This window comes from Streptomyces sp. SID13726, assembly GCF_010548375.1.
Taxonomy (GTDB): domain Bacteria; phylum Actinomycetota; class Actinomycetes; order Streptomycetales; family Streptomycetaceae; genus Streptomyces.
This window is the reverse complement of the sequence record NZ_JAAGLY010000143.1, coordinates 1-626: the sequence shown is the minus strand read 5'-3', so window position 1 is coordinate 626 and position 626 is coordinate 1. Positions and strand designations below refer to the sequence as shown.

Below are 626 nucleotides of genomic sequence, written 5' to 3'. Positions count from 1 at the left end.
GGCCGTGACGCCCTGGCCGCGGCCACCGCCGACACGGCCTGCTTGAGGCGATCGGCAACGGGATCGCCCTGCTGTCGTCGGCCGCCATCGAGGACGACTTCGGGGCCAACTGGCCGAACGGCGTACCGCTGGATCCCGAAGGCCGCCGCACCCAGGCCCCGCACACCGCCAGGACGGCCTGGTGCTACGGCGCTCCCGGCATCGCCGCCGCCCTGCTCATGGCGGCCGACGCACTGGAGGACAACGGGCTGCGGGCCCACGCCGTCGCCGCGTTCGAAGCGGCGCTGCGCCGGTCCGAAGAGCACATCCACAACTTCTCGCCCACGATCTGCCACGGTCTGGCGGGCCTGCTGGCGATCTGTGAGGTCTTCGCCCGTACGACGGACAGCGTCCAGGCCCGGGCCTCCCTCCCCGTACTGACGGAGCGGCTGCTCGCGCACTGCTCCGAGGGCCTGACCTTCGGGGTGCAGAACTTCGAGAACCCCGGCCAGTACATCGACGACCCGGACTTCCTGTGCGGAGCGGCCGGTGTTGCCGCAGTGCTGTGGACCGTCTCCGCGCGCGTCCCCACACGGCGGTGGCAACGCGCCCTGCTCATCGCCTGACCCACCTGCGGAAGAGAGTGA

General features: G+C 71.7%; 1 pseudogene. It reads left to right on the top strand.

Going from position 1 to position 626, the window contains the following annotated elements:
- Positions 1-29 precede the first annotated feature (29 nt).
- A pseudogene (locus G3I78_RS46815) lies at positions 30-605 on the top strand (lanthionine synthetase LanC family protein); the annotation flags it as partial.
- Positions 606-626: the final 21 nt, after the last annotated feature.